The following is a 22506-nucleotide window of genomic DNA, read 5'->3' on the forward strand; positions in this document are numbered from 1 at the left end:
AAGAATTAAATACAGTTTTTTTGAAAAATAATTCTTTACTTTGTAGTCGTTTGTTTGTGGGCATCAGCGATCGTTTTCTTGTCCTCCAGCTCCTGTACACTGCTTAGAAACGTCGATACCCGCCGTAGATATTCACGGGGATGCTCTCTGAAAATAAGCTCATGTATTCCGTTTTTGACAATCCATACACTGGAAAGTGGGTTGGTTTGATTGGCAGCGAGCTTTTCCGCAATAGGATAAGGAGCCTTTTCATCCTGTGTACCATGCACAAACATGATCGGGAACGGATAGTTTTCCTTTTTAACCTCCTGATATGGAATCTGATGCAAGCTGGTGCCGTTCAAGACTGGAAACAGCAACTCCAGAATTTCCAAAGACGGATGTCTTGGCAGGTTAATTTGATTGTGAATGTTATGGTACAGCGTATCCGGCTCCAACAGGAAAGTGCTGTCCAAAATCATTGCGTCCACATCCTTGGTTTGCAAGCCCGCCTGAAGAGCGGTTCCTGCCCCCATGGAGAAGCCCCATACGATAATCTCCGACGAGCCGCGTTGCTTCGCAAGCTGGATCGCTCCGAGAAGCTGCTGGGATTCCGCTTTGCCTCCGGTTGCGACTGATTTGCTGTTTTGTGACGCGAATCCATAATCGAACATGACCACATTAAAGTTCAAACTGTGGGCATAATGCGCCAGATCATACATGGGAATCCAGCTTTCTTCGCGGTTAGCTCCATAACCATGGCTGAAAATAATCGTTTTCCGCGATTGATCCGCCGGGATATACCAGCCTTGTACCATGCGGCTACCATCCTTGGCAGGGAAGCTGACTTCCTCATAAGGCATGTTTTTGGCCTGCATCGGATTAGAGTACAGCGGCGCGACGGTAGGATTCGTAAGTACCCATGCGATGTAAGCATGCAAGGCAATAAAACAAAACAACAGAAAAAAAACGACCGACAGCAGCAGAGCAATCACAACGTGCTTGAACCGCAGCAGACGGGGATTAAAGAGTGGGGTGGACGGCTCCTGAACAGCGGTCTGTAGCTGAGAGTTGCGCTGGGATGTAGAAATCATGTAAGAGCCTCCTTATATAAAATTGATCTTCGTTTCAATAGAATTTAGGTATAATTCCACTTGAAAATGATAGTGTATATCCGTATAGATACCTATTATCGTATGATGGGGGTTATCCAAAGTCAACGCCTGAACCGGAAAAGTAAAAATGATGCAAAGAATTGTCGATGTTTGTTCTCGTTCTGTAATATGGTTGTCACATAAACATCGGTTTACAGTAGCCGCGACTATTCTATATAATTTATGTAACCATGTTTCATAGTGTGAAACGAATATGGATACAAGAGGAGCGGTTCACGAATGGAAGACCGTAAATTAACCGTTCGCGCTGTAGAGCGTGCACTTGATATATTGCTGTGTTTTACCGCAGATTCGGATCTTGGCCTAACGGAGATTGCCTCCAAAATTGGTCTACATAAAAGCACGGTTCATCGGCTGCTGACTACGTTGGAGGATCGGGGCTTTGTCGTTCGGAATGCCGAAACGGAAAAATATCGACTTGGCTTCCGCATTTGGGAGCTATCCACACATTTGTCCCAAAGTGACGAGCCGGCGGTGTTGTTACAGCCTGCAATGGAAGGACTGCGTGACCGTCTGGGCGAAACGGTCAGCTTGTACTTACGGGACGGCAGCATGCGTATTCGCATACAAGCCGTGCAGAGCAATCAGGCGATCCGCAGGGTTGCGCCTGTGGGTGCGCGTATGCCGCTGGCTGTAGGAGCCTCCAGTAAGGTGCTGGCTGCCTTTATGCCGCCGCAGGAGCTGGAAGCCCTGCTAAGCGGGAATGAATGGCCGCCCTCGGTAGACGCGGAGGTCTATAAAGCCCAGCTGCAGGACATTCGCGAGAAGGGCTATGCGACCAGCTATGAAGAACGGGAGCCAGGGGCCGCTGCTGTGGCAGCACCAATTGTGAACCGGAAGGGACAGGTCACTGCGGCTTTATCTGTATCCGGTCCGGTCAGTCGGCTTGCACCCGAGACGCTACATGACTTTGCTCCGATTTTGATCGAAGCGGCGAAGGAAATGGGGCTTATGCTTCCGTAACAAGAATGAATGCAGTTGAAGCAAGCAAAGTGATTTGGTGAGGAGCGTCTTCTTGCTAAATGGAACCTAGAAGGGTTGCCAAAGCCATAAATTTGAAGTAGTCTGATAAGGATGGCGGGATGTCTGTTATGTCCGCCTCATGTGAATAGAAGTATCGCAGTTACTGGGGGAGCCTGTAATGCCGGGCTGAGATGGAATCGTGTAAGATTCCGGACCCTTTGCACCTGATCTGGATCATACCAGCGTAGGGAAGTAATCGGCCATTGAAATGTATACGCAGCTGCTGTCTACGGTGACGCATTGGAATAGGATTATTCCACATGTGCACGGTCTGGATAGCTGCCTCGTTAGATTAGCCGGTTCCCTCGGGAACCGGCTTTTTTGCATAGATCAGCGCCACCCTGGGAATGGTTCCGGATCGGTGTGTCATTTCATCGAAACAGGAGGAATGGACAATGAAGCCGACAGAAGTAGAAGGAACAAAAGGAACAGAATTTAAATCAGCAGAAGTAAGGTTGGCAGGAACAAGGGAAGTTGGGGTAGAGAAGACAAACGGGGAGCAAGCCAGTGGGGTAACGCCCTTTCCAGGGAGCCGTAAGGTATATATTCAAGGCTCGCGGCCGGACATTGCCGTCCCAGAGCGGGAAATTGCTCTTCATCCTACACATACGCCGCAGGGCACGGAGCATCATGAGCCATTGCGTGTGTACGATACGAGCGGTCCCATGACTGACGAAGCCTATCAGGTCGATATCCGTCAGGGCCTGCCTCCATTACGGCGAGCTTGGGCACTGGAACGGGGCGATGTGGAGGCTTACGAGGGACGCGCCGTCAAACCGGAGGATAATGGACTGAAACCTGGCTCCAAACGGGAGACAGTTGAATTTCCCGGCGTGACCAACCGTCCGCTTCGTGCTTCGCAAGGTCGTACAGTGACGCAAATGCATTATGCACGGCAAGGGATCATTACGCCCGAAATGGAATTTGCGGCGATCCGCGAAGGGGTGGAGCCTGAGTTTGTACGGCAGGAATTGGCGGCTGGACGAGCCATTTTGCCTTCGAATATCAATCACCCGGAAAGTGAGCCGATGGTCATTGGGCGTCATTTTCACGTGAAGATCAATGCGAACATTGGTAATTCTGCGGTTACCTCCTCGATTGAGGAGGAAGTGGAGAAAATGACCTGGGCTGTGCGTTGGGGCTCGGATACAGTTATGGACCTATCCACAGGCCGTAATATCCATACCACACGTGAATGGATCATTCGGAATTCTCCTGTACCGATTGGAACTGTGCCGCTGTATCAGGCACTTGAAAAGGTGAACGGCGAAGCAGAAGCGCTGACGTGGGAGTTGTATCGCGATACGCTGATCGAGCAGGCGGAGCAGGGAGTGGACTATTTTACAATTCATGCGGGTGTATTGCTGCGGTATATACCGATGACGGCGAATAGAATGACGGGAATTGTGTCCCGTGGCGGGTCGATCATGGCAGCCTGGTGCCTTGCGCACCATCAGGAGAATTTTTTGTATACACATTTTGAAGAAATCTGCGAAATTATGAAAGCCTATGATGTGGCCTTTTCTCTCGGGGATGGTCTACGTCCAGGTAGTATCTATGATGCGAATGATGAAGCACAGTTTGCAGAGCTGGAAACGTTGGGCGAGCTAACGCAAATCGCATGGAAGCATGATGTTCAGGTCATGATTGAGGGGCCGGGACATGTCCCTATGCATAAAATCAAAGAGAATGTGGATTTGCAAATGGAGATTTGTAAGGAAGCTCCTTTCTATACCTTGGGACCGCTCACGACGGATATTGCCCCCGGATATGATCATATTACTTCAGCCATCGGGGCGGCGATGATCGGTTGGTTCGGGACGTCCATGCTGTGCTATGTTACGCCTAAGGAGCATTTGGGTCTTCCGAATAAGGATGATGTCCGTGAGGGTGTCATTACCTACAAAATTGCGGCACATGCTGCCGATCTGGCGAAGGGCCATCCACGGGCGCAGCAGCGGGATGATGCTTTGTCCAAGGCACGCTTTGAGTTCCGCTGGCGGGATCAGTTCAATCTGTCGCTTGATCCCGAGCGGGCCTTGTCCTACCATGATGAAACGCTACCAGCAGAGGGAGCCAAGGAAGCACATTTTTGCTCGATGTGCGGCCCCAAATTTTGTAGTATGCGCATCACGCAGGACATTCGCGCCTATGCAGCGGATAAGGGGCTGAACACCGAAGAAGCAGTGGCCGCTGGGATGCGTGAGAAGGCAGAGCAGTATCGGGATGGCGGTCAGTAAAACGAATGTGTGAGTTTAGGAACGCATGAATCAAAAAAAGCCGTGGTTCTCTACAGTCGATGTAGGAAACTACGGCTTTTTGGCTTATGTAAAGCGAGTCATGCAACCGGATAAACGGCGCCTTATTTTTTACCCATTTTTTCATTCAAAATGTCCTGAAAGCTGAGCTTCTTCTCCGAGCTATCTTCTTTCTTCTGCATACTCACCGCGTTGGCACGTTGGTATTGGTGGTGAAAGGGCATCAGGGTGTGGACGGTTAAGTTCATTGTATTCATGTAGATCATTCCTCCAATTCCATATTGTCAAATTCAGATTGAGTTGCTTAGGACGTCTGTATAGGACTATTTGTATGTACTTGATGTCGCAATGCTATGTAGGTTGCTTGGTTATGTTTCAATCATTATACCCACATTTTTTCAAAGTAAAACGCTTTTGACATAAAACAGGAAGATGGTCATGTGTGTTCAAAATGCCGATTAGGAGGATGGTCGTTTTAGGGGAAAATGTGCCTAGGTCTAAAACAAGGGCTTGAGGCCCGTTTTCTTAGTTTAGTAGTCGGGATTGTGTTTTTTTGTCGAATAACCTTGTAAAAGGAGGGTTTTGCGGACTCCTCAAGTCAGGATTGAGGCAGTCTGGTGGCGAATTAAAGTGTCAAAGTTGTATTGACTTTATGTTTGGTAGTAGATACCATGAACTGGTTGTCAGCGTATTTTGACAACAAGAGTCAGCCAATCGATCTGGCGATTCATCCTTTGAAATGTTAGAGAGAGGATTAGAGCATATATGAAAAAATGTATTGCAGACATCGCATTTATTATTCTGGGTGCGTTTTTTTTCGCGCTAGCTGTTAATCTGTTTGTGATCCCGAATGAGTTTGGTGAGGGAGGTGTTACAGGGGTCACAATCATCCTGTACTACCTGTTTCAGTGGTCTCCCTCGATCGTTAATCTGGTGATTAATGGCTTGCTGCTGATTGTCGGATATAAATTTTTAGACAAGAGAACGACCTTGTACACTATCATTGCGGTCGCTTTTAACTCGCTGTTTTTACATTTAACAGTCAACTGGCGGATTGATTCGCATGAGCCGACGATTAATGCCGTTTTTGCCGGAGTTTTGGTGGGGGTCGGCATTGGCTTAATCGTACGGGTAGGTGGCACAACGGCGGGAACGGTCATTTTAGCCCGGATTGCCAACAAGTATCTGGATTGGAATATCAGTTATGGCCTGCTGTTTTTTGATTTGATTGTCGCATTCTCTTCCTATTTTATTATTGGCCCGGAAAAATTGATGCTAACTATCGTTATTTTGTACGTTGGTACGAAGGTGATGGACTTCATGATCGAAGGACTGAACCCCAAAAAAGCGGTCATGATTATTTCGGAGCACCAAGATAAAATTGCCGAGATGGTCATTACGAAAATGGATCGTGGAGTTACTGTCCTGTCAGGCCACGGTTATTACACTAAAAATCCAAAAGAAGTGCTGTATATCGTCATTAGTAAACAAGAGGTATCGGCGCTCAAAAAGATAGTGAAAGCCATCGACACAGCAGCGTTTATCACCATTCATGACGTGCGGGACGTGTTCGGAGAAGGTTTTCTGGATATTTCGAAGTAGCTCGCGTGCGAAGGTTAGGTTATAGGAGAACATAGTTGGAAGTCGGTCCTGAGGGATCGACTTTTTTGCTTTGAGATGTTTATTTTAATAATCGAAATAGAGTAGATAGATAATAACTTCTTTTCGAAACAGAAGAAAAGCTATTTTTTGTAAAAAATATTGTGAATGTGACTTTGATCTCTTATTTTTTTGAAAAATATGCATTATGATCTGACAATAATATATATTTTATTAAAATATATTCATTTTTTATATTGAAGTATTATAAATGCACTTACTTCTAAAATCAACTGAGAAACAGTTTCAAGTGAGGTTGTTTTGAGTGGAGAATAACTATGATTTAAAAAAAGAATTTAAAAAGCCGTGGATTCAGATTTCTATTTTATTTATTATATTGCATTTTATAAATTCATTTATTATATTGCCTTCAATGAACCCGCTAAAGCTCCCTTTAGCTTTTTTTATTGTGTCATCAGGAGCGATGATTATCTCTTTTCTTATTGTTGTCTTGTATCCAAAATTCTCGAAACATAGAGAACAATTTTCTGAAAATAATTTGGTTCCATATCGTAAAATATGTTCCAGTGTGTTAGTTGTTCTAAATTTTATTTTTCTTTTTTTAATGTTACTGTATTCAAATGCTATTTACTTCAGTCCCTTAAATATAGTTTTACTGGTTTCAGCGATATCGCACTTAACAGTAGGTGTCACATTCACTAAATTAACACCTAACCGTTTAATTGGTTTGAAGTTCCGTTGGCTGCTTTCGAATGAAAAGGCATGGAAGAAGACGCATCGTATCTCTGCTTATATTTGGATAGCCTTTGGCTTAATCGGGATCGCTATAGGATTAGGACAGGAAGTTAATGTGTATATGGTGCTCGCTTCTTGTTTACCGACGATGATTAGTTTTGTTACTTCTCTCTTTCTAAGCCATAGGTATAAAAATATAGACTGCTGATATCTGTATAATGCGGATCGATTTAGCATATTAGGGGGATTTCCATGAGGAGTAGATTGAATTTTTCTAATGTATTGTCTTTTCTTATTTCTGTTTTGCCTTTCATTATCTATCTTTTCATGTATCCGAGAATGCCTAGGAATGTAGCAATCCACTACAATTTCAATGATGTGGCTGACCGTTTTGTTGACAAATCCTCCCCTGAGGTATGGTTGTTGTGTGGAATTAGCCTCATATCTTTTATGATTATGCTTATGCTCCAACCCTATTTCAGGCGTCAGTTCAAGAGCGAAGAAGGCTCTGCAATCATGGAAAGCCTGCCTGGTCTCTTCACACTCCTTATAACCCTAGTGTTCTCAGTTCTCGGCATATGTTTCCTTTTAAAGGCTTAAAGCATGTAAAAAATCCCCTCTCAATGTGCAGTTTCCACTGCATTTGGAGGGGATTTTGTTATTTATACGCTCTTTACTCTTGAATCATTTGACGCAATACGGTTTGCAGAATACCACCGTTGTGGTAGTAGTCGATATCGACGGTGCTGTCCAGACGGGCAATTACCGGGAATTCGAACTTTGTGCCATCCTCGCGTTTAGCCACAACTGTAAGCTCTTGACCAGGCTTCACGTCATTGTTAATGCCGAGGATGTCGAAGGTTTCACGACCATTGAGGCCCAAGCTGGACCAGCCATAGCCTTCCTGGAATTGCAGAGGTAGTACACCCATGCCAACCAGGTTACTGCGGTGAATCCGCTCGAAGCTTTCGGCAATGACAGCCTTAACGCCCAGCAGAAGCGTACCTTTGGCCGCCCAGTCACGAGAGCTGCCTGTGCCGTATTCTTTACCCGCAATAACGATCAGGTTCTGATCGGCTGCCTGATATTTCATGGATGCATCATAGATGGACATTTCTTCATCCGTTGGCAAGTATTTGGTCACGCCGCCCTCGGTGCCTGGAGCCACATTGTTGCGGATACGGATATTGGCGAATGTACCGCGCATCATGACCTCGTGATTACCGCGACGGGAGCCGTAGGAGTTGAAGTCCTTGCGTTCCACGCCATGCTCCTTCAAATACAGTCCTGCCGGGCTGGAAGGGGCGATGTTGCCTGCTGGTGAGATATGGTCCGTCGTTACCGAATCATTCAACAGGGCAAGCACACGGGCATTACGGATTTCCTTGATATCCTGCACGCCATCCTGAAGTCCTTCAAAGAACGGCGGGTTTTGAATATAAGTTGAGTTTTCATCCCATTCATACAGTTCGCCTTCAGGAACCGGAATGGAGTTCCATTTTTCGTTGGCAGTAAATACATTTTCGTATTTGCGACGGAACATATCCGGGCTGAGAGACAGGCTGATGGCTTCCTTGATCTCCTCGGAAGTGGGCCAGATATCTTTCAGGTAGACTGGCTGATTGTCCTGATCGTAACCGAGCGGATCATTCACCAAATCAATGTTCACTGTACCTGCCAGCGCATAAGCGACAACCAGTGGCGGTGAGCCGAGATAGTTGGCTTTGACCTGCGCATGCACACGGCCTTCAAAGTTCCGGTTACCGGAAATAACTGCGCCAACCGTTAAATCATGGTCTGTGATAGCTTGACTCACTTCGTCAGGAAGTGGGCCGGAGTTACCGATACAGGTCGCGCAGCCATAGCCTGCCACATGGAAGCCGAGGGCTTCGAGCGGTCCGATTAATCCCGCTTTTTGCAGGTATTCCGTTACGACGAGGGAGCCTGGGGTCAAGCTTGTTTTAACATAGCCTGGCTTTTTGAGCCCGCGCTGCACTGCTTTTTTGGCCAGCAAGCCCGCACCGAGCATAACGCTTGGATTGGAGGTATTCGTGCAGCTTGTGATAGCCGCAATAACGACTGCTCCTGTACCTAACTCGCTGGTGGAGCCGTCCGGATGGGTCAGCGGAATCTTCTGTGCGATTTTTTCATCGCTCAGTCCATAGCCGCCCTTGTCCACCGGGGTACGAATAATGCCTTCAAACGTTTCTTTCATGCGGCTAAGCTCAACACGGTCCTGCGGACGTTTGGGTCCGGCGAGACTCGGTACAACCGAAGCTAGATCCAGCTCAATGGTATCGCTGAACACAGGGTCCGGTGTATCGGATGTGCGGAACATGCCTTGGGCCTTGTAATATTCCTCTACGAGGCTTACTTGCTCATCGGAACGTCCAGTGCTGCGCAGGTAGGCCAGTGTTTCCGCATCGACCGGGAAGAAACCAATCGTTGCGCCGTATTCCGGTGCCATGTTGGCAACTGTCGCACGGTCAGCCAAGCTGATGTTAGCCAGACCAGGCCCGTAAAACTCTACGAATTTGCCGACTACGCCTTTTTTACGCAGCATTTGTGTAACAGTGAGCGCCAGATCGGTGGCGGTAGAGCCTTCCGTCAGACTGCCTGTCAGCTTGAAGCCAATCACATCGGGAGTGACAAAATACAGCGGTTGCCCCAGCATACCCGCCTCTGCCTCAATCCCGCCGACACCCCAGCCAACAACACCAAGGCCGTTAATCATCGTGGTATGGGAGTCTGTTCCTACGAGGGAATCTGGAAAGACGACCGTTTCACCGTCAATGGTTTTGGTAGCGGCAACGGAGGCGAGATATTCCAGATTGACCTGATGGACGATACCTGTGGATGGCGGAACGGCGCGGAAGTTGTTGAACGCCGTTTGCGCCCAGCGCAGAAAACGGTACCGCTCCTCGTTACGTTCAAACTCTACATTAATGTTGTAATCCAGCGCATCACTGGTACCGAAAGCATCGACCATGACCGAGTGGTCGATAACGAGATCGACGGGAACGAGCGGATTGATTTGCTTCGGGTCCCCGCCTGCTTTTTTCACCGTATCACGCATAGCTGCCAAATCGACAACCACGGGGACACCGGTAAAATCCTGTAGCACGATGCGTGCAGGAATGAACGGAATCTCCTTGTTGGTGTCCCGATCCTCAGCCCAGCCTGTCAGCTGCTGTACATGTTCTTCAGTGATGGCGCGTCCGTCAAATTGGCGAACCGCGGCTTCCAGCAACACTTTAATGGAGAAAGGCAGCTTGGCGATACCGCTTTTTCCTTGTTCCTCCAGTGCCTTAAGACTGTAGTAGCGATAAGACTTCCCGTTAACTTCCAGACTACGGGCGATGGAGAATTGATCTTTTCCTGACATAAGTATTACCTCCTTGAAGTGAATGCTTGGGGGAAAATAGGGATGTCGTTTTTTCGACGTCTTGCCCAGTTGGTTTAAATTGGTTGCGTTCTCAATTACATCTTCAGTGCTTCTTAACGTGTTAGAGGTTGTGATGAATGCAATTTGTTTCATTAGATGAAACGTGATTTCAAAATGATTGCTTTTGGATTAAGTATACCGTTTTCAGACAGTTCCGTAAAGTTTTTTTGGCCTAAATGATGCGTTGCAGATTGGAAAATAAAACGTCCCGCTCCCTCGCGTTTCGATGTTCATACCAAGCTTTAGAGATTCATACTTATAGATAGAGAGCATTTCAGACCAGAGAGGCAAGAAAGGAAGTTATACATCATTCCGGTTATCCCCGGAAAAGGATAGCGGGACGAATATGGAGGGATTGGGATGGGGGAGCGGGAATGGAAACAGGCCCTTTTTGCTTACGTGAATCAATACAATCGCAGTGAAGTGAATGGTGTACCGCAGCCGGATGAGTATCTGGAGGTGGGGCAGCGGATGGAACGAGCAGCACGTGCGGCCAGATTGGAGCAGTGGTACAACGAACGGGATGCTGTTCCCCTACGCAGCGAGACACGCGCCAAGCCGCTACGAATGGTGCAGGATACGCCGGATGAGGCTGTGGTAGATGTACAACTGCATGTCCGACTCTTTTATGAGAAGGGCGGGATGACTCACCGGGAGGATCGGATTGAACGGGAGCGTCTGACGTTCACACGCGAGGGTGAAGCCTGGCAGGTAGCGAGAATTGAGCGAGATCCGGCAGAAAGGAAGCCAGCGGGGGGAGAGGTTCCTTTTGAACAGGCTTCGTTTAATCAGGGAGGGAGTTTGCCGCTGCTGAATCGCGGTGTGCTGGGCTTTGGTACGTCCGCACGTCCCAGCCGATATCGCCGTGAAGAAGCAGCGGCTTATGCAGATCAGTGGTGGGATAGCTTTAACCCAGAGTTTGAAGGTTTTGATGTGGATTGCACCAATTATATCTCGCAATGCCTCTTTGCAGGGGGCGCACCGATCCACTATACTGGTAAAAGAGAATCGGGCTGGTGGTATAAAGGACGGGTCGCCGGACGTGAGCTGTGGAGCTACAGTTGGGCAGTTTCCAACAGTCTGGAGCGGTATTTGGGCTCCAGCTCATGGGGTTTGACTGCTGAGCAGGTGAGTCGACCGGAGCAGCTCATGCTGGGGGACGTCATTTTTTACGATTGGGATGGTGACGGAACCTTTCAGCACAGCACGGTGGTAACGGCCTTTGATGCGGGCGGCATGCCGCTAGTCAATGCGCATACGGTAAGCTCCAGACATCGTTATTGGGACTATAAAAATTCGTATGCGTGGACCGACAACACGGTATATCGCTTTTATCACATCGCCGACTATTTTTAAATGAGATGATGGATAACAGGTATAGTGACGCAAATCAGTCATAATGACGAAAGTAGGAAAGCGGAGGATAGGCATGGCAAATCAAAAATTGACCGTAGGGCTGGTGTACGGTGGCAAATCGGGCGAACATGAGGTTTCGCTGCAAACGGCGTATGCGGTAATGAACGCATTTAACTATGAGAAATACGAGATTATTCCTTTTTATATTACGAAGGCTGGCGATTGGCGTAGAGGGGCGCTATTAAGCGCTCCTCTGGCTTCTGTAGAGCAATTGAAGCTGGAACGTGCAGAGGGCGGTACCAAGGCGGCATTAGATACGTTGTTCGGCAAGCTGTACGGAGAGCAGACGCTGGATGTGCTGTTTCCGTTGCTGCACGGCACCTTTGGCGAGGACGGAACGATTCAGGGTCTGTTCGAAATGGCGGATATGCCTTATGTCGGTGCAGGAGTGTTGGCTTCGGCAGCCGGTATGGATAAAGGCGTCATGAAGAAGCTGTTTGAGCATGCAGGATTGCCGCAAGTGAAATACTGTTATTTTAATAGTACACAGTGGGCCCAAACCAGTCATGATCTGGTACGTAATATGGAAACCGAGCTAGGTTATCCTTGCTTTGTCAAACCGGCCAATCTGGGATCAAGTGTCGGTATTTCCAAAGCCAGCAACCGAGAAGAGCTGGAAAAGGCTGTAGATCTGGCTTTGCAATTTGACCTGAAGGTGATTGTCGAGGAGTACGTCGATGCCCGTGAGATTGAGGTCAGCGTACTTGGCAATGACGAGCCGATTGCCTCGGTACCGGGTGAAATTGTATCGTCGAGTGATTATTATGATTATGCTGCCAAATATACGGATGGCCAATCGGAAATGCTTATTCCGGCACCGTTGGATGAGGAAGTGGCAGATCGGATTCGTGAAGCCGCATTACAAGCATTCCGCGCGCTGGAAGGCTGCGGGATTTCCCGTGCCGATTTCTTCGTCAGACGCTCGGACGGACATATTCTTATTAATGAAGTGAATACGATGCCTGGTTTTACACCGTTCAGTATGTATCCATTATTGTGGAGAGAAACCGGCGTATCCTATGCAAGTCTGCTGGACCGCATGATTGCTCTTGCACTGGAGCGTTATGAGCGCAGGTCCGCATTGCACTACGAGAACTCATAAAAGAAACAAAGGGGAGCTGATCACTCTCCTTTTTGTTCATATATATGGCACTTACTTGAGCATTTCACTAAACCCTTAATGATGAAAGGTGGCGGCTACACATGGGCTTTCAAACTGAATTTAACTCCGTATGCAAATTCAAGAGCGAACAAGAACTTTACGAACTGCTGGAATACGGACGTGGCAAAATGGTTAAATCCGGGCTGCGCGTGTTTCCGACAGGCCAGAAGGTCATCGCTTACAGCGTGGACAACGTGGCAGTAGCCATCGTGCAGATTGTGGGCTGTATCGCCGAAATTAATTTCCAGGGCGATGAAGTGACCGAAGTTGAAATGATCCTCATTCGTAAGCTGAATGATGAGGAATCAAGAATTCAGACCGCATTGGCGGATGAAATGTTTTTTGGAGCACAGCAGCAATCCTAGCTGTTTGCTTCTTGCAATTTGTGCGATAACACCGAATCAGCATGTGCTTTTCCGGGTATGATCAGTAGAAAAGGGTTTTAGGTCACAGAACGAAAGCGGCCTTACCATCTACTGCGAACTACTGAAAGGAAGACACCCTATGATCGTAAGGTTAGGTTATGTAGCCATGTCGGTTACCGTGCAAAATGCATCCCCCTCTAAAACCATGACGATGGCCAGCTTTAACAAGATTGGAGACCGAGAAGCTGCGATCCGCAAGCTAGAACGGATAGCAGCTGAAAATCTCCATAATACATTGAGGCTGCTGCGCCATAATCGCGCGAGTGATATCCAGGTCTATCGTTTCTCATCCAAGCTGATTCCGCTCGCGACCCATCAGGATCTGCGGGATTGGAACCCGTTTCAGGCGCTTGCTGCTGACTTTGCAGAGGTTGGGAACTATGTCAAGGCGAATAGGATGAGGGTATCGTTTCACCCCGATCATTTTACAGTGTTAAGCACTCCCCGTCCTGAGGTGTTGGAGAGCTCCATTAATGACTTGAAGTACCACAAAGCGATGCTGGAGGCCATGGGGCTCGGTGCCGAAGCCAAGAACAACATTCATATTGGTGGTGCATACGGAGATAAGGTGACCTCAGGCCAGCGTTTTGTAGAGCAGGTTAGTGCTCTGGATCTTTCGTTAAGAGAACGGTTGACGCTGGAAAATGATGATAAAACATTCAATGCGGTGGAAACACTGGAAGCTTGCAAAATAACGGGCTTGCCGATGGTTCTCGATATTCATCATCAATGGGTCAATAACGAGGGTGAGAAGCCGTGGGAGCTATGGCCGGACATATTGAATACCTGGAAAGGGGAATTGGCCCAAGCCGGATCTTCTACTGATCATCCATTGCCGCCCAAAATTCATGCCTCCAGTCCCAAAAGTGAAAAAGACCCTCGTGGTCATGCAGACGGTGTTCTGGTGGAGCCGTTGCTGACCTTTCTGCGCAATATTGCTGGATATACGGATCGGATTGATGTCATGCTTGAAGCCAAGCTTAAGGATGAAGCGTTATTCGGATTGATGAATGAACTGCGCCTTCAGGAAGATAATGGGGTCAAAGTGCTGGATGGGGCTTCCGTAGAAATTATGCCTTAGAAAGTAGTATTTTGCGGATAAATCTCTCATTTGGGGAAACTTTATGCAGTTTATTGTGTATACTAGAATGTGTAAACTAGCAAACTTGTACTGAAACAGAGATGGTTAAGAGACTGTGCTGTAGGCCAGCTTCGTAAACCACGTAACAATGATATAGAAAGTAGAGTGAACACGTTGAACGAACATGAAAACGAAAAGGTTCCCTATATCGTATCAGGAAAAAGCTATACTGCCGTGGCTATTAACGCGGCATCCAAAGCCGGGGAATGGATTAAGAGCAGGCTGGGAACTGTTGAACATTTGAATACCAAACAGTCTCCTACGGATCTAGTGACCGAGGTAGATAAAGGTGCAGAACAGATGATTCGCAGACTGATTCTGACCCATTTTCCCGATCATGCGATTTTGGGTGAAGAGGGTGTAGAGCCGGGAGCCGAAGCTTCGGCCCGCGCACTAGAGGCTGCCCGTGAAGAGGAATATTTATGGATTATTGATCCGGTAGATGGCACGACCAATTTTGTACACAGTCTGCCGTATTACAGTGTGTCCATTGCCTTGGCCCATCGTGGAGAGGTGATTGTCGGGGTTATTTATGATCCGTCCCGTGATGAAATGTTTGTAGCGGAAAAAGGAAAAGGCGCATATGTACATGGTAATCGCATGCAAGCCTCAAGAGAAGAAACACTGGGAGATAGTCTGGTGTGCATCGGCTTCCCGCCAGATCGTACGTATGCACAACCGCTAAATATGAAAATCACGCAGGTTCTTACACCTCAGGTACGCGGCATTCGGGCGCTGGGCTCGGCAGCATTGCATCTGGCTTATGTGGCGTCGGGACGGTTATCGGCCTATTGCGAAATTGGTTTGAATGCGTGGGATGTAGCAGCGGGCGCTTTGCTGGTGCAGGAATCAGGCGGTACCATTACCGATACATTGGGCAGACCTTATGACCTGAGTGTACGGCATATTGCAGCTACGAATACAGCTATTCATTCTCAACTTATTCAAGTGCTGAAAGAAGCAGACGCAACCGGGTTATAATTCTACGTAGGGACCATCACCCTAAAGGAGGAAATCGCGATGAGTCAATCCGAAGAATTGGAACGCCAGCTCAGTGAACTGCTGACGGAAGGCGAAATTCGTGAGAATGAGGCCCAAAAGCGGGAACGGCTCAGCCCTAAATATGAGGTGCGGGTTCAGACTCATATCGATCCCATTGTTGAGGAAACGCGTAAATACCGGAGTATGGCACGGGAACTTGATGACCGATACGACGAATATATGAGCAAGGCGGACAAATCGAAACCAACCGATCAACGCTAAGCAAATGCAAATACCTCTTGCCGAATGACCAAGGCATGGGGTATTTTGTATGTTATAAAGGAGGCGACAATCACTGATTACCTACTTTAAAAGCGCTTACAAAAATGCTGGAATCCATCATAAAATGGTACTGCTGATCACGGTGCTTATGCTGGTTAATTTTGCAGTTGTTGCAGTCATACTTAAGTACGTATTTCACATTTATGATAATCAAATGTACAAAAAAACATCCGAAGTACTCAATATTTCTTCAATCGGTATAGAAAATGAGCTGAAGGATGTGGAAAAAGTTACTTTCAAGGTAACAACGGACGAGCAGCTTCAACGTTATTTGCTGCAATTGGAAAAAGAGAAATCCCCTTATGCCAAAATGGTGCTGCGTAAAAAAATAACGAATAGGCTTGTCGCCTTTGCCGGCTCTGAAACCTATGTCTATTCTATGATGGTCATCGACAAAGAGGGACAGGTCATGAGTGCGGGCAACCGCGAAGGTATTCCCCAAGAGCTTCGATCCACCCTGTCGGAGCTGGCAGACGAACATGACGGTTCCAATGCATGGTATGCCGCAGGTCATTCCTCCTTGCTGGCAGCTCGGCAGTTCAAATCCTTTACCGATTCCAATTTTACGCTGAATGGGCTCGGAACGCTTGCGATTCGTGTACGAATTGACCGGATTGTAGCGGACCGTGTGCAAACCTCCGGTCGTGACGGACAACTGATGATTACAGATGGAAGGCGGATGATTTATCCCGAAACACCACTTTTGAGTGAGAGTGATATTCAGGCCGAGCTGGGCCGGAAGCAGCCTTACGGGATTGCGACCTACTCAGGAGGAACCTTTTTCGCTGCTCAAATCAAATCTTCTTATACGGATTGGACGTATTTGCATATGACCCCCTTCGATGATATGTTTCGCAGCATTACGATTATCAAAGAAGTTGTAAGCGCTATTTTTGTCATTATGCTTCTTATCGCATTGGCTCTGGGGGCTAGATTGTCAGGGAGCATTACCAAACCGATCGTTCAATTAATCCAGAACATGCGTAAAATAGAAAAAGGCGATCTCGACCGTTTGGAAGAGGAAGCACTTGGTGCGGTCCCCCTTTCCACACAGGATGAGGTAGGCTTGCTTCATCGAACGTACAAGAAAATGATTCGCCGCATTCGTGAGCTCATTAATGAGAATGTTGCCAAGCAGCTATTACTGCGGGAAACAGAGCTAAAGGCGCTCCAGGCCCAGATTAATCCACATTTTTTATACAATACATTAGAGTCCGTGAACTGGCTCGCCAAGGCCAATAAACAGGACCGGATTTCAGAGATGGTGGAAGCACTTGCTTTTCTACTGCGCAGTGCGGTCAGTTTTGAAGAGCAACTGATTCCGCTTCGAAAAGAATTGGATATTGTAAGGAGCTATGTAACGATCCAAAAAACACGTTTTGATGAGCGTCTTGTTTTCCATCTGGATATCCCGGAAGAACTGATGGACGCGCAAATTCCGAAGCTAACGCTTCAGCCCTTGGTGGAGAATGCCATCCATTATGCGCTGGAGCCGCGAATTGAGCCCTGTCGCATTGCTATTATTGCAAGAGAAAGCGAGGGGGCTTTATTTCTGCGAGTTGAAGATGACGGACCGGGAATGACGCCGGATTTCTTGGAAAAGCTGCGGAGCGGGCAGGTTACGACTCGTGGGCAGGGCATTGGACTTACGAATATTCAGGAACGGATTAACCTGACATTTGGTACACCTTGGGGGATAGAGCTGTATAGCGAGTCAGGAACAGGAACGTCGATTCATGTCTGTATTCCATATGTGAAAGGGGATCAGGGTCGTGTACAAGGTGCTACTGGTTGATGATGAGCGTATGATTTTGGAAGGCATTTCACAGGTGGTCGATTGGGGCAAGGCAGGAACACAACTGGTAGGTACGGCGCGTAATGGGATTGAGGCATATGATCAGATCCAGGCGAGCCCGCCTGATTTTGTGATCAGCGATATTTCTATGCCAGGACTGGACGGTATCGGACTCGTTGCCAAAACGACGGAGCATTTTCCAGACGTTCGGTTTATTCTGTTGTCAGGTTACAAAGATTTTGACTATGCCTGTCGGGCCATGCAATACGGGGTGAAGCACTACTTGTTGAAGCCCTGCAATGAGCGGCAAATTCATGAGGCTCTGACTGAGTTGGGGCAGGAGCGGGAGGAGCAGGAAGAACGCAAGCAGTTTGTAAACCGGATGAAGCTAGATTTTCAGCGTATGCTGCCGCATGTGAAGGAACATTTTTTGAAGGAGTTTATTTCCTATAAAACTTACGGTAGCCGTGATATCGCATTTTATGAGCGGTTATTCGGACTTGAATTGCAAGATAAGCAGGTTCGAATGCTGCTGCTGCGGGTGGAGGAATCCCATGAGCCGGAGCATTTATTTGCATTGCAAAATATAGCGGCAGATTTGATGGATGATGTCTTGCTCAGTACGACCATGCAGGGACAATTGCTCATTGTGCTGGAAAGTGAGGATGATACGTCCAGGTTTATGAAACAGATTGAAGCGGTACGTGCGACATTTCATCGCTTTTACAAGCTGGAGGTAACGGTCGCAGTTAGTGAGTCGGATAGTATGCAGCATTCACGGGGGATGTACCGGGAGACACTGCATTGTATGAATCACCGTTTTTACACCGGGGAGGGCAGTCTGATTACGAAGGAGGATTTAGCGGCTGAGGATACCCGGGAGATGGCAGATTTGGAGCTGGACGAGGAGAAGTTCGGTCTGCTGATCAAGGCTGGAAATACGGTGGAGGTTGCACAGGAAGTGGATCGGTTGTTCGGTATTCTGTCCCGTATGAAGCTGGAAATCTCCGTGACCCGCTCCTATGTGCTTCAACTCTATGCTGCTATGATCCGTATATGTCCTGAAGAGGAGCGTGCGGCGTTTACGAGCCGAATGGTGGTGCTGGCAGAGCAAAAAACGCTGGCATGTCTCAAATCTTTTGTACAGGAAGCTGCCGAACGAATGACCGCAATCTATTATAAAAGTAATGTGTATCGCCAATCTTCTACCGTTGATAAAATGATCACTATTATTGAGCAAAACTATAGAAAATCCGATTTGTCGCTGAACGGAGTGGCAGGTCAAATGCTGTATATGAATTCCGACTATTTAGGGAAGATTTTCAAAAAGGTGACGGGGGAAAACTTCTCACACTACGTCAATCGTTATCGGATCGAACGTGCGGCTGAGCATATTCGAGAGACAGGAGATGTAAAGGTGTTTGAGCTGGCCGAATGGTTCGGCTTCGGCGGGAACGCGCAATATTTTAGCCAGGTGTTCAAAAAATGGGCGGGTATGACGCCTTCCGAGTACATTAAATCACATGAACGGGGATGAGCTGATGGAGTCCCACTGTTTTTTAAACCCAGGAAACCTGATTTGTGTATTCCAATGCTTCTCAGCTTTTGGGAAAATAACAACAGGAGCTAATGTAAACGCTATCAAAAATGCGTAAATACGTTGTCACTTGTAATTTGGCTCCTTTCTAGAACAGCGAAAAGGGGAGAGATAGGTGGGCAAAAAGGGATGGTTTCTGATTATAGCTATGCTGCTCGTTTTGACGACAGCATGTAGCGGAGCGGACGGCGGCGGCAATTCGGGCACAAGTGCAGACGGGAAAGTAAAGTTACGTATCGCTTGGTGGGGATCGGATACGCGTCATGAATACACGCAGAAGGTCGTTGATTTGTATAAGCAGAAAAATCCTAATGTAACGATCGATGTGGAATATGCGTCTTTTGATGACTATTGGAAAAAGCTCGCCCCACAGGCTGCGGCTAATCAGTTACCGGATATCGTGCAAATGGACATTTCGTACATTAGCCAATATGCAAAAAATGGTCAACTGGAGGATCTCGCGCCTTACTTAAATCAAAAAATTCAGGTCGCTGACGTGAACGAAAATGTACTCAGTACCGGCGTAATAGCAGGAAAGCAATATGGTATTCCAACAGGTGTCAATGTTCTGGGTTTCCAGTATGATCCGGCGCTGCTCAAAAAAGCGGGCATAGACAAAATTCCTGACAACTGGACATGGGATCAATACAAAGAAATGGCTTTAAAGGCAGCTTCCAATAAAGTATACTTTGACAGCTCAATGGCTGCCGATATTTTCTTCCACTATTATTTGCGTACGCAAGGAAAGACTCTCTACAATGCGGAAGGGACAGGATTGGGGTATGACGATGATAAGCTGTTTGTTGACTTCTTCAGCGGATTGGCTGATCTGATTAAGAAGGGAGCGACCCCGCCTCCTGAAATTATGAACCAGACCAAGGGGATTCTTGAGGAATCCGATATCGTAAAAGGAACAGGCATCGGTATTTGGCAGTGGTCCAATCAGTATGTAGGTTTACAGCAGGTTGTTAACCGCCCCATGGCACTGGCACCAATGTTTGGGCCGAATATGGAAAAAGGCGTATACATGCAGCCTACGATGTACTGGACGGTTGCTTCCCGTTCACAGGTGAAGGATGAGGCCGCAAAGTTTATTGATTTCTGGATGAATGATGTGGAAGCGAATAAATTGATTAAAGGCGAACGTGGCGTACCGATTTCCTCCAAAATCAAGGAAGCTGTTGCGCCAGAGTTAAGCGAGCCTACGAAGCAGGTGTTTGAATTTGTAGCTTCCATGGAGCCGAAGGCTTCTCCAATGAGCCCGCCGCCGCCAGTCGGATCGCCGGAAGTGATTGCGACTCTGACCGATTATATTGAGCAGGTCAATTTTGGACAGATGACACCAGAAGACGCAGCGGCCAAATTCCGGGCTGATGCGAATACTATCCTTGCGAATAACAAGCAATAATGAGCGCAATGTGACCTTTAGGATATCTGACACTGTTTTAGCATAAGATCGATATGATCGAAGGAACGTTTCGTTAAGTTAACCGTGCGTAGTCCAAAGCATGATTGCGCACGGTTGATTGGACGAACCAACTGCATAAGCACCCTTTGCAGACATCACAATATTATTCACATAACAACGAATTATTAATATTATAAAGTTTTGCTAATTCTTTAAAATGCAACAGAAGGGAGGCTTGATGAGCTTGCGAAATCATCAGAGCTTGAAAGCCAATATGACCGGATATGCGTTTATCAGCCCGTTTATTGTGGGCTTTCTGGCGTTTACGTTAATTCCAATGTTTATTTCGCTGTATCTGTCCTTTACCACCTACAACCTGTTCACCCCGCCCAAATGGATTGGTCTGGGTAACTTCGAAAAAATGTTCACAGGCGACCCGAAATACTGGAATTCGATCAGGGTCACGTTTACGTATGTATTGGTCGGTGTACCGTTTCGACTGATTTTCGCGCTGTTTGTGGCTATGATTTTGAATACCAAATCGCGTATGGTCGGCACCTATCGGACAATGTACTATCTGCCGTCGATTATCGGGGGCAGTGTTGCGGTATCCATTATGTGGCGGAACATTTTCAGTAATAACGGCATAGTGAACAGCCTGCTTTCGACCTTAGGGGCGACTCCAGTGAAGTGGTTTGGTGACCCGGATGCTTCGCTTACGATGCTAATCACCTTGTCCGTATGGCAATTTGGCTCCTCCATGCTGATTTTTCTGGCAGGTTTGAAGAACATTCCTGTTGAATTGTACGAGGCGTCCAGTGTAGATGGCGCTAAGCCAGTACGAAAATTTTTCAGTATTACGCTACCGTTGCTTAGCCCCATTATTCTATTTAATCTGATTATGCAGACGATCAGTGCCTTTATGACCTTCGTCCCGGCTTATGTTATTTCTAAGGGCGAAGGAGGCCCGATGGATGGAACGATGCTGCATTCACTGTATCTGTTCCGACAGGCGTTTATGTTCAGCAACATGGGATATGCGGCAGCCATGGCTTGGGTCATGCTCATTATGATTGGGATACTGACAGCGATATTATTTATAACCTCCAGATACTGGGTATTTTATGAAACGGAAAAGGGGCGCTGATAACGATGGCATGGAAAACGGTCAAATGGCCAATTTATCACATACTGGTTGCTGCACTGGCGCTCCTGATGCTGTATCCCGTTTTTTGGATGCTGTTCAGCTCGTTTAAAGAAAGTCGGACGATATTCGTCACGGCATCCTCGCTTTTCCCTACAGAATGGATCTGGCAAAACTATGTAACAGGCTGGAAAGGAACGACTGGCTACAACTTTGGCACGTACATTCTGAACTCGCTCACGATCGTGGTGATTTCAACGATTGGAGCCGTGCTTTCCTCCTCATTGATCGCATTTGGCTTTGCGCGCTTGAAATTCAAAGGACGTAACTTGTGGTTTGCTTTGATGATGGTGACGCTTATGCTACCAGGGGATGTGGTACTGGTACCGCAATATATTATTTTCACCAAGCTCGGTTGGATCAATACGATCTTACCGTTGGTGGTACCCTCCTTTTTCGGGATGCCGTTCTTCATCTTTCTGATGGTGCAGTTTATACGTACGATTCCAGGAGAGCTGGATGAAGCGGCGACGATTGACGGATGCGGCAAGTTCCGGCTGTATTTTAGAATTATTTTACCCTTACTCAAGTCGTCGTTGGCTACAGCGGCAATCTTCTCTTTCTACTGGAAGTGGGAGGATTTGCTAGGTCCGGTACTGTATCTGAATTCGCCGGAGAAATATACCGTATCTATTGCACTCAAGATGTTCCTCGACAGCGAGTCGGCTTCCAACTGGGGAGGAATGTTCGCGATGTCTATCCTAAGCCTGCTTCCAGTTATCGCTGTATTCTTCGCATTCCAGAAGCAAATTGTAGAAGGAATGAGTACGAGTGGCTTGAAGGGGTAAGATCCAAAATCC

At 47.4% G+C, this 22506-nt stretch carries 19 protein-coding genes and 1 riboswitch; of the genes, 16 read left to right on the top strand and 3 right to left on the bottom strand.

The features are described 5' to 3' along the window. Nucleotides 1–35 precede the first annotated feature (35 nt). Nucleotides 36–1073 carry an alpha/beta hydrolase gene (locus ACYCS5_RS18665; RefSeq protein WP_029515779.1) on the bottom strand — a complete coding sequence of 346 codons (1038 nt, stop codon included), beginning with the start codon at nucleotides 1071–1073 and terminating at the stop codon, nucleotides 36–38. Between the two features lie 300 nt (nucleotides 1074–1373). Here ACYCS5_RS18665 and ACYCS5_RS18670 point away from each other — a divergent pair, with 300 nt between their 5' ends. Then, complete coding sequence (locus tag ACYCS5_RS18670; RefSeq protein ID WP_039270658.1) at nucleotides 1374–2117, top strand: IclR family transcriptional regulator; 744 nt, start codon at nucleotides 1374–1376, stop codon at nucleotides 2115–2117. A gap of 155 nt (nucleotides 2118–2272) precedes the next feature. Further along, nucleotides 2273–2385: riboswitch (TPP riboswitch) on the top strand. A gap of 187 nt (nucleotides 2386–2572) precedes the next feature. Next, nucleotides 2573–4417: a phosphomethylpyrimidine synthase ThiC gene (gene thiC / locus ACYCS5_RS18675; RefSeq protein WP_069011280.1), complete on the top strand. Its 1845-nt coding sequence runs from the start codon at nucleotides 2573–2575 to the stop codon at nucleotides 4415–4417. 122 nt (nucleotides 4418–4539) lie between these two features. Here the strand turns inward: thiC and ACYCS5_RS18680 are convergent, their stop codons facing one another. Next, nucleotides 4540–4692, bottom strand: coding sequence for a hypothetical protein (locus ACYCS5_RS18680; protein WP_010348453.1), 153 nt, complete (start codon nucleotides 4690–4692; stop codon nucleotides 4540–4542). Nucleotides 4693–5200: 508 nt separating this feature from the next. On the opposite strand from ACYCS5_RS18680, the gene ACYCS5_RS18685 reads away from it, so the two are divergent. The 3 genes from ACYCS5_RS18685 (at nucleotide 5201) to ACYCS5_RS18695 (ending at nucleotide 7390) form a co-directional block, all read left to right on the top strand. Next, nucleotides 5201–6037, top strand: coding sequence for a YitT family protein (locus tag ACYCS5_RS18685; RefSeq protein WP_029515776.1), 837 nt, complete (start codon nucleotides 5201–5203; stop codon nucleotides 6035–6037). A 322-nt stretch (nucleotides 6038–6359) separates the two neighbouring features. Then, nucleotides 6360–6998, top strand: a complete 639-nt coding sequence (locus ACYCS5_RS18690) for an SdpI family protein (protein ID WP_459759935.1) — start codon at nucleotides 6360–6362, stop codon at nucleotides 6996–6998. Nucleotides 6999–7129: 131 nt separating this feature from the next. Next, entirely contained in the window at nucleotides 7130–7390 is a 261-nt protein-coding gene (locus ACYCS5_RS18695; RefSeq protein ID WP_459761323.1) for a DUF1648 domain-containing protein, read from the top strand. Between the two features lie 73 nt (nucleotides 7391–7463). Here the strand turns inward: ACYCS5_RS18695 and acnA are convergent, their stop codons facing one another. Next, nucleotides 7464–10175: an aconitate hydratase AcnA gene (gene acnA, locus ACYCS5_RS18700; protein ID WP_459759936.1), complete on the bottom strand. Its 2712-nt coding sequence runs from the start codon at nucleotides 10173–10175 to the stop codon at nucleotides 7464–7466. 420 nt (nucleotides 10176–10595) lie between these two features. Between acnA and ACYCS5_RS18705 the strand changes: the two genes are divergently transcribed. The 11 genes from ACYCS5_RS18705 to ACYCS5_RS18755 all read left to right on the top strand — a co-directional run bounded on the left by ACYCS5_RS18705 (nucleotide 10596) and on the right by ACYCS5_RS18755 (nucleotide 22494). Continuing rightward, on the top strand, nucleotides 10596–11591 hold the full coding sequence (locus ACYCS5_RS18705) for an amidase domain-containing protein (protein WP_029515772.1): 996 nt from the start codon (nucleotides 10596–10598) through the stop codon (nucleotides 11589–11591). A 73-nt stretch (nucleotides 11592–11664) separates the two neighbouring features. Further along, nucleotides 11665–12753 carry a D-alanine--D-alanine ligase gene (locus tag ACYCS5_RS18710; RefSeq protein WP_039270664.1) on the top strand — a complete coding sequence of 363 codons (1089 nt, stop codon included), beginning with the start codon at nucleotides 11665–11667 and terminating at the stop codon, nucleotides 12751–12753. Nucleotides 12754–12854: 101 nt separating this feature from the next. Next, nucleotides 12855–13178 (top strand): hypothetical protein, encoded by a 324-nt coding sequence (locus tag ACYCS5_RS18715; protein WP_013308754.1) that lies wholly within the window; start codon nucleotides 12855–12857, stop codon nucleotides 13176–13178. A 139-nt stretch (nucleotides 13179–13317) separates the two neighbouring features. Then, a complete protein-coding gene (gene uvsE / locus ACYCS5_RS18720) occupies nucleotides 13318–14319 on the top strand; it encodes a UV DNA damage repair endonuclease UvsE (RefSeq protein ID WP_069011284.1) in 1002 nt (333 codons plus the stop codon). A gap of 174 nt (nucleotides 14320–14493) precedes the next feature. Next, nucleotides 14494–15360: an inositol monophosphatase family protein gene (locus ACYCS5_RS18725; RefSeq protein WP_013308756.1), complete on the top strand. Its 867-nt coding sequence runs from the start codon at nucleotides 14494–14496 to the stop codon at nucleotides 15358–15360. A gap of 39 nt (nucleotides 15361–15399) precedes the next feature. Beyond that, complete coding sequence (locus ACYCS5_RS18730; protein ID WP_029515768.1) at nucleotides 15400–15642, top strand: hypothetical protein; 243 nt, start codon at nucleotides 15400–15402, stop codon at nucleotides 15640–15642. Nucleotides 15643–15766: 124 nt separating this feature from the next. Continuing rightward, nucleotides 15767–17497 carry a sensor histidine kinase gene (locus ACYCS5_RS18735; protein WP_459759937.1) on the top strand — a complete coding sequence of 577 codons (1731 nt, stop codon included), beginning with the start codon at nucleotides 15767–15769 and terminating at the stop codon, nucleotides 17495–17497. Then, on the top strand, nucleotides 17475–19034 hold the full coding sequence (locus ACYCS5_RS18740) for a response regulator transcription factor (RefSeq protein ID WP_039270670.1): 1560 nt from the start codon (nucleotides 17475–17477) through the stop codon (nucleotides 19032–19034). Before ACYCS5_RS18735 ends, ACYCS5_RS18740 begins: the two co-directional genes overlap by 23 nt. A gap of 175 nt (nucleotides 19035–19209) precedes the next feature. Beyond that, nucleotides 19210–20502 (top strand): ABC transporter substrate-binding protein, encoded by a 1293-nt coding sequence (locus tag ACYCS5_RS18745; protein WP_029515765.1) that lies wholly within the window; start codon nucleotides 19210–19212, stop codon nucleotides 20500–20502. A gap of 238 nt (nucleotides 20503–20740) precedes the next feature. Beyond that, complete coding sequence (locus ACYCS5_RS18750) at nucleotides 20741–21649, top strand: carbohydrate ABC transporter permease (protein ID WP_459759938.1); 909 nt, start codon at nucleotides 20741–20743, stop codon at nucleotides 21647–21649. A gap of 5 nt (nucleotides 21650–21654) precedes the next feature. Next, on the top strand, nucleotides 21655–22494 hold the full coding sequence (locus ACYCS5_RS18755) for a carbohydrate ABC transporter permease (RefSeq protein WP_013308762.1): 840 nt from the start codon (nucleotides 21655–21657) through the stop codon (nucleotides 22492–22494). Nucleotides 22495–22506 lie beyond the last annotated feature (12 nt).

It is taken from the genome of Paenibacillus sp. SEL3 (assembly GCF_054602585.1).

Excerpts from the sequence above, each read along its gene's own strand:
- ACYCS5_RS18685 (WP_029515776.1), top strand. The coding sequence starts at position 5,201 with ATGAAAAAATGTATTGCAGACATCGCATTTATTATTCTGGGTGCGTTT.
- ACYCS5_RS18755 (WP_013308762.1), top strand. The coding sequence starts at position 21,655 with ATGGCATGGAAAACGGTCAAATGGCCAATTTATCACATACTGGTTGCT.
- ACYCS5_RS18680 (WP_010348453.1), bottom strand. The coding sequence starts at position 4,692 with ATGAATACAATGAACTTAACCGTCCACACCCTGATGCCCTTTCACCAC.
- ACYCS5_RS18735 (WP_459759937.1), top strand. The coding sequence starts at position 15,767 with ATGGTACTGCTGATCACGGTGCTTATGCTGGTTAATTTTGCAGTTGTT.
- ACYCS5_RS18715 (WP_013308754.1), top strand. The coding sequence starts at position 12,855 with ATGGGCTTTCAAACTGAATTTAACTCCGTATGCAAATTCAAGAGCGAA.
- ACYCS5_RS18750 (WP_459759938.1), top strand. The coding sequence starts at position 20,741 with ATGAGCTTGCGAAATCATCAGAGCTTGAAAGCCAATATGACCGGATAT.
- ACYCS5_RS18695 (WP_459761323.1), top strand. The coding sequence starts at position 7,130 with ATGCCTAGGAATGTAGCAATCCACTACAATTTCAATGATGTGGCTGAC.
- ACYCS5_RS18670 (WP_039270658.1), top strand. The coding sequence starts at position 1,374 with ATGGAAGACCGTAAATTAACCGTTCGCGCTGTAGAGCGTGCACTTGAT.
- ACYCS5_RS18705 (WP_029515772.1), top strand. The coding sequence starts at position 10,596 with ATGGGGGAGCGGGAATGGAAACAGGCCCTTTTTGCTTACGTGAATCAA.
- acnA (WP_459759936.1), bottom strand. The coding sequence starts at position 10,175 with ATGTCAGGAAAAGATCAATTCTCCATCGCCCGTAGTCTGGAAGTTAAC.
- ACYCS5_RS18730 (WP_029515768.1), top strand. The coding sequence starts at position 15,400 with ATGAGTCAATCCGAAGAATTGGAACGCCAGCTCAGTGAACTGCTGACG.
- ACYCS5_RS18710 (WP_039270664.1), top strand. The coding sequence starts at position 11,665 with ATGGCAAATCAAAAATTGACCGTAGGGCTGGTGTACGGTGGCAAATCG.
- ACYCS5_RS18665 (WP_029515779.1), bottom strand. The coding sequence starts at position 1,073 with ATGATTTCTACATCCCAGCGCAACTCTCAGCTACAGACCGCTGTTCAG.
- thiC (WP_069011280.1), top strand. The coding sequence starts at position 2,573 with ATGAAGCCGACAGAAGTAGAAGGAACAAAAGGAACAGAATTTAAATCA.
- uvsE (WP_069011284.1), top strand. The coding sequence starts at position 13,318 with ATGATCGTAAGGTTAGGTTATGTAGCCATGTCGGTTACCGTGCAAAAT.